This window comes from Corynebacterium striatum ATCC 6940, assembly GCF_000159135.1.
Classification (GTDB): Bacteria; Actinomycetota; Actinomycetes; order Mycobacteriales; family Mycobacteriaceae; genus Corynebacterium; species Corynebacterium striatum.
The window spans coordinates 189,225-194,398 of record NZ_GG667521.1 but is presented as its reverse complement, the minus strand read 5'-3'; the positions used below and the strand labels follow the sequence as shown (position 1 = coordinate 194,398).

General features: G+C 60.0%; 4 protein-coding genes. 2 read left to right on the top strand and 2 right to left on the bottom strand.

Features of this window, described 5'->3' with window-relative positions:
- Positions 1-971 (bottom strand): FecCD family ABC transporter permease (locus HMPREF0308_RS06040; protein ID WP_005529722.1); only part of this gene is annotated, 971 nt, incomplete at its 3' end.
- Positions 968-1,993: a FecCD family ABC transporter permease gene (locus HMPREF0308_RS06035; protein WP_005529720.1), complete on the bottom strand. Its 1,026-nt coding sequence runs from the start codon at positions 1,991-1,993 to the stop codon at positions 968-970. The genes HMPREF0308_RS06035 and HMPREF0308_RS06040, both read right to left, overlap by 4 nt.
- Positions 1,994-2,058: 65 nt before the next feature.
- Between HMPREF0308_RS06035 and HMPREF0308_RS06030 the strand changes: the two genes are divergently transcribed.
- Entirely contained in the window at positions 2,059-3,171 is a 1,113-nt protein-coding gene (locus tag HMPREF0308_RS06030; RefSeq protein WP_005529719.1) for an ABC transporter substrate-binding protein, read from the top strand.
- Positions 3,172-3,573: 402 nt separating this feature from the next.
- Positions 3,574-5,174 (top strand): proline dehydrogenase family protein (locus HMPREF0308_RS06025; RefSeq protein WP_005529717.1); only part of this gene is annotated, 1,601 nt, incomplete at its 3' end.

Below are 5,174 nucleotides of genomic sequence, written 5' to 3'. Positions count from 1 at the left end.
AACAGCAGACCCGCAAGGTAGATGCCACCAGCACAGACAGTTACAAGGCCGGCGGGCAAAGTAATAGGGAAAAATAGGCGCTGCCCCGCTAAGTCAGCAGCGAGCAAGAAAAGAGCGCCGAGCACTCCTGAAGCCAACACCGGTGTCCTGCCTGGACGCGAGAGTAGGCGAGCCATATGAGGGGCCGCGAGGGCGATAAATGAGATTGGGCCCGCTATCGCCGTCGATACAGCGACAAGAACTGTGCCAACCAGAACCATCACCACACGTGCACGATTCACGTTCAACCCCAACGAACTCGCCGTGCTATCCCCCAGGGCAAGCGCGTCGCACCAGCCACGCAGCAGCAACCCAGCGACGCACGCCACGCCTCCCAGCACCCCCAAGGGGATAACGTAGCCCCAGGACACAGCATTCAATGTTCCAGCCGCCCAAGTCGCCGCACCTAAGGATTGCTCCAACTCGCCGCTTAGAATCAGCCACTTGTTTATTGCTGAAAGAAAGAACGTCACTCCAATCCCCACCACAATCAGCCTTGCTCCCGTGAGCCTTCCGGCAAATGAAAGCCCCATGATGAGTAACGCAGTAACAGTCCCACCCACCAACGCGCCTAGCGCAATATTAAATGCGGAACTAAAGCCCGCCAAGGATACCGCGATGACACCGGTATAGGCACCGGTATTAAACCCGATGATGTCGGGCGAGCCCAGAGGATTGTGGGTGAGGATCTGAAAGATGGCGCCCGCTATGCCCAAACACATTCCTACGACAATCGCGGCAACCACCCGCGGAGCACGCCATTGCCACACGACGGTGGCCGCAAAGTCAGTGCTATTGGGATTCGTAGCCACGGACCACAACGCTGCGCTATCCTGCCCGGCACCAGGCGAGAAGAGCGAATAGGCAGCAATAGCTAGCGCGACGATCACAATACCTGCAAAGGACAAAACACTTCTCACGCTCACAATCACAACCTCCTTCCAGCGCGATGGGACAACGCAATCAATACTGGGGCACCAATGAGCGATACCGCGACGCCAGCCGGCAACTCAGCCGCGGTGAGGAAGCGGCCTACAATATCGGCGCCCAACAAAAGCAAAGGCCCCACCACGGCAGCGGCGACAAGCTGTGCCCGCTCTTCATATACCCCGCACAGCCTGACAACATGCGGGATGACTAATCCAACAAACACAATCACTCCCGCTGCTGCGGTAGCGGTAGCAGCCAACACCGTTACCGCTGCGATAAGTCCCAAGCGCGTCATCTTGAGGTTGATCCCAAGACTCGCCGCGGCTTCATCCCCCAAAGCAAGGGGCGGCAAGTGACGCGCAAAGACAATCAGCAGCACCACACCAACTGCTAACCCGCCGGACGTAATCGCCACCGGTGTCCACGAGGCCACGTCAGCAGAGCCCGTCACCCAAGCGCGGATACGTGCGAAAGAGTGAGGATCTACCAGGATGAGAGCTGAAGAAAGGCCCTCACATACCGCCCCGATGGCTACACCTGCAAGAATCAGTCTCAGCGGATCAACATCGCCCGCTCTGCCACGCCCTACAGCGGTGACCACCAACATGGTCACTGCCGCACCGATGATGGCTGCGAGCGAAAAAGCAAAAGGTGATTGCCACCCCCACCAGCCCAGAGCAATGGCCGCGGCCAAGCTAGCGCCAACGTTGATGCCGAAGACTCCGGTATCTGCCAACGGGTTGCGAGTCATAATCTGCAGGACTGCGCCAGCGAGAGCCAAAGCACAGCCCGCACACACGGCAACGAGAGTACGGGGAAGCCGCCTCTCCCACACGATCGAGGAAGCGATACCAGGCTGCCCTCGAAGGGCAGCCAACACGTCACTGAAAGGAATGCTACGCGCCCCCAACGCGAGCGACAGCGCAACACCGATACCGAGAATGGCAATGCCAGCAACCACTAGCCAACCAAGACGCCGGGCACTTCCTTTGCCGGCGTACACCCCCTGCTCAATCACCAACACCACCCAAATACCTTCATATGCTCACGTTTCCTTAGCTCGACCCAATTTAGGTTAGGGTACCTTTTATGTATATTCGAAAGAAAATCGTACCGCGCACCCCACTTCTCCGACTCACCGCTGTTGGTCTTACCGCAGCACTGGCACTCACTGGCTGCGCCAGCCTCGAAAACACCGATTCAAACGCCGACACTTCCACCCCATCCTCCTCAACGGCAGAGAAGAAAACAGGAAAATCCAACTCCGCCGCAGGAAATGACTCCGTGGCAACCGGTGGCGAAGGCTTTGCCGGAGCCAGAGAGAAGACCCGATCCTTCGGCAGCGATGCAGCCCCCGGCCAGTTCCCCCGCACAGTCACGCATGCCCGCGGCACAACCGAGCTCAAAGAAAAGCCCCAACGGATAGTCGTTCTCGAAAGCGGTGAACTCGACTCCGTCCTAGCCCTGGGCATGAAACCCGTCGGCATGACCACATCGAAGGGTCAGAACCCCGTCCCCGATTACATGGCCGACAAAGCAAGTGACATCGAAACGGTAGGCACGGTCCACGAAGTCAATATGGAAAAAATCGCTTCCCTACAGCCCGACCTCATCATCGGCTCGCAGCTGCGCCTGGATAAATACTACGACCAACTCAATTCCATTGCCCCCACTGTTTTCTCGATTCGACCCGGATACACGTGGAAAGAAAACTTCCGACTCATCGGGGAAGCCCTCGGCGAGGAAGAACGCACGGAACAAGTCATGGCCGACTATGACAAGAAAATCGAAGAAGTAAAGAAGGCCATTAAGGACGGGCCGGCTAGCGAAGACACCACCGTCACCATTCTGCGCTTCATGCCAGGCAAGGTACGCCTTTACGGGCGCCTTTCGCTCATTGGAACGGTGCTTGATGACGCCGGCCTCGCCCGCCCCGCCAACCAGGACATCGAAGAGCTCGCTACGGAAATCTCACCGGAGAACATTGACCAAGCGGACGCTGACTACATCTTCTACTGCAGCTACGGCGATCCTTCCGCCACCGGCCAAGACACTGCCATTGCCACTGAAGCTTTCCAGCAGCTTCCAGCGGTCAAAGATGGCCATGCCATCGAGGTCAGTGATGACACGTGGGCTCTCGGCTTAGGACCTCTGGGCGCACAGAAGATCGCTGCTGATCTCGCGGAGTATCTCAGCCACTAACACGGGGGTAGCGACCTCCCCTCAAAACAACACCTGTGGGATTGACTCACCCCAACTTAAGGGGCTAGCTTTCATGTAAGCGAGATGGGTTACACGTCTACGATTTTTGTGCGGCGGGCCATATCAAGGTCACCGATTTCTCGCTAATCAGGCCAGGCCGCTGCCTGGCTGCTCCCCACATACAAGAAGGGTGGTCGCACATGAATGCTCACTTCATTAGGCAGCGTCGTTCTTCCGACCGGCCACCGGTTGTGTACGCCAGCGTTAAATAAGCACCTCTTTTTCACACAGACTGAACGGCACGGCGCAGAGTGTGCGCTCGTGCTGGACTAGAAAGTCTGCAATTTCTGCTTTCCGCAAGGCCGCATCAGTGCGCCTTAAGACCCATAAAGGTTGTAATCCATGACTAACGATGCTCACACCCCCGTGCCCGAATCCACCGACATTGACGCCGCGCTGATCGACGCCGCCGCGGCCCAGGCCCACTCCTGGCTCGCCTCCACCGCCGACGAGCAGGACCCAGCCACCGAACAACTCGCCGACTTATTGCGCAACCCGGACGGAGTAGCCTTCACCATGGACTTCGTCGACCGCGTCATGCGCCCCGAAGATGACAAGGTAGCCGCCCACGCACTGAAGTCCGTTACCACCACCTATGACGCTTCCTTCCTCGGCCTCATCAACGGTTCCCTCGTAGGCCTGGGCGGTTTCTTCGGCCCCATCCTGCCTAACCTGGTCATGCCGCTGGCGCGCATGCGCATGCGCCAGATGGTGGGCCACCTGGTCCTCGACGCCGAGAGCGATGCCCTGAACAAGACCTTGGACAAGGCCGCCGAGTCCGGCGAGCAGCTCAACCTCAACCTCCTCGGTGAGGCCGTACTAGGCGACGACGAAGCGCGCTCCCGCGCCGAGCGCACCCTCAAGCTCATCAAGAACCCGCGCGTAACCTACGTCTCCGTCAAGGCCTCCTCCATGGTGGCCCAGCTCAACCCGTGGGATATCGAGGGCTCCCTGGTCCGCCTCAAGGAGCGCCTGCGCCCGCTGTACGAGGCTGCCGCGCGCCGCCCCGACAAGGTCTTCATCAACCTGGACATGGAGGAATACCACGACCTCCACCTCACGGTGCGCCTGTTCACCGAGCTGCTCAGCGAGCCGGAGTTCATCAACCTCGAGGCAGGCATCGTCCTGCAGGCCTACCTGCCGGATACCTTCGACGCCTTGGCGCACCTGGCCGAATTCGCCAAGCAGCGCGTGGCCGAGGGCGGCTCCCACATCAAGATTCGCATCGTCAAAGGCGCGAACCTTTCCATGGAGCACGTCCAGGGTGAAATCCACGGCTGGCCAGCGGCTCCCTATTCCACCAAGGATGAGGTGGACGCCAACTACTACCGCCTGCTCGACTACATCCTGCGCCCCGAATTCGCCGATTGCGTACGCATCGGCGTGGCCACCCACAACCTCTACACCGCGGCGTTTGCCTACAAGCTGGGCACCAAACGCGGTGTCATGCGCATGATGGATTCCGAGATGCTCCAGGGCATGTCCCCAGCCCAGCAGACCGCGGTCCGCGAGGCCTTCGAGGGCCGCCAGATCCTCTACACCCCGGTGGTGCACATGGAGGACTTCGACGTCGCTGTCTCCTACCTGGTGCGCCGCTTGGAGGAGAACTCTGCACCGCAAAACTTCCTCTACGCTCTCTTCGCCCCGGAGGAGCAGGCGCTGAAGGACCAAGAGGAGGTCTTCCGCGAGGCCGTCGAGCAGCGCTGGGATACCTTCGCCGGCCCGCGCCGCACCCAGAACCGCTTGGAGGAGGCCGAGCAGGCAGCCGGCCGCCAGGCACCGCGCACCGGGCGCTTCGCTAACGAGCCGGACACCGACCCAGCTCTGGAAGCCAACCGCGAGTGGGCGCTTAAGGCTCTGGCCACCGACCCGGGTGAGCACGGGGTGGAGGAAGTGACAGAGACTGGGGTCGTCGACAAGCACGTGGCCCGCGCCGCCGAGCT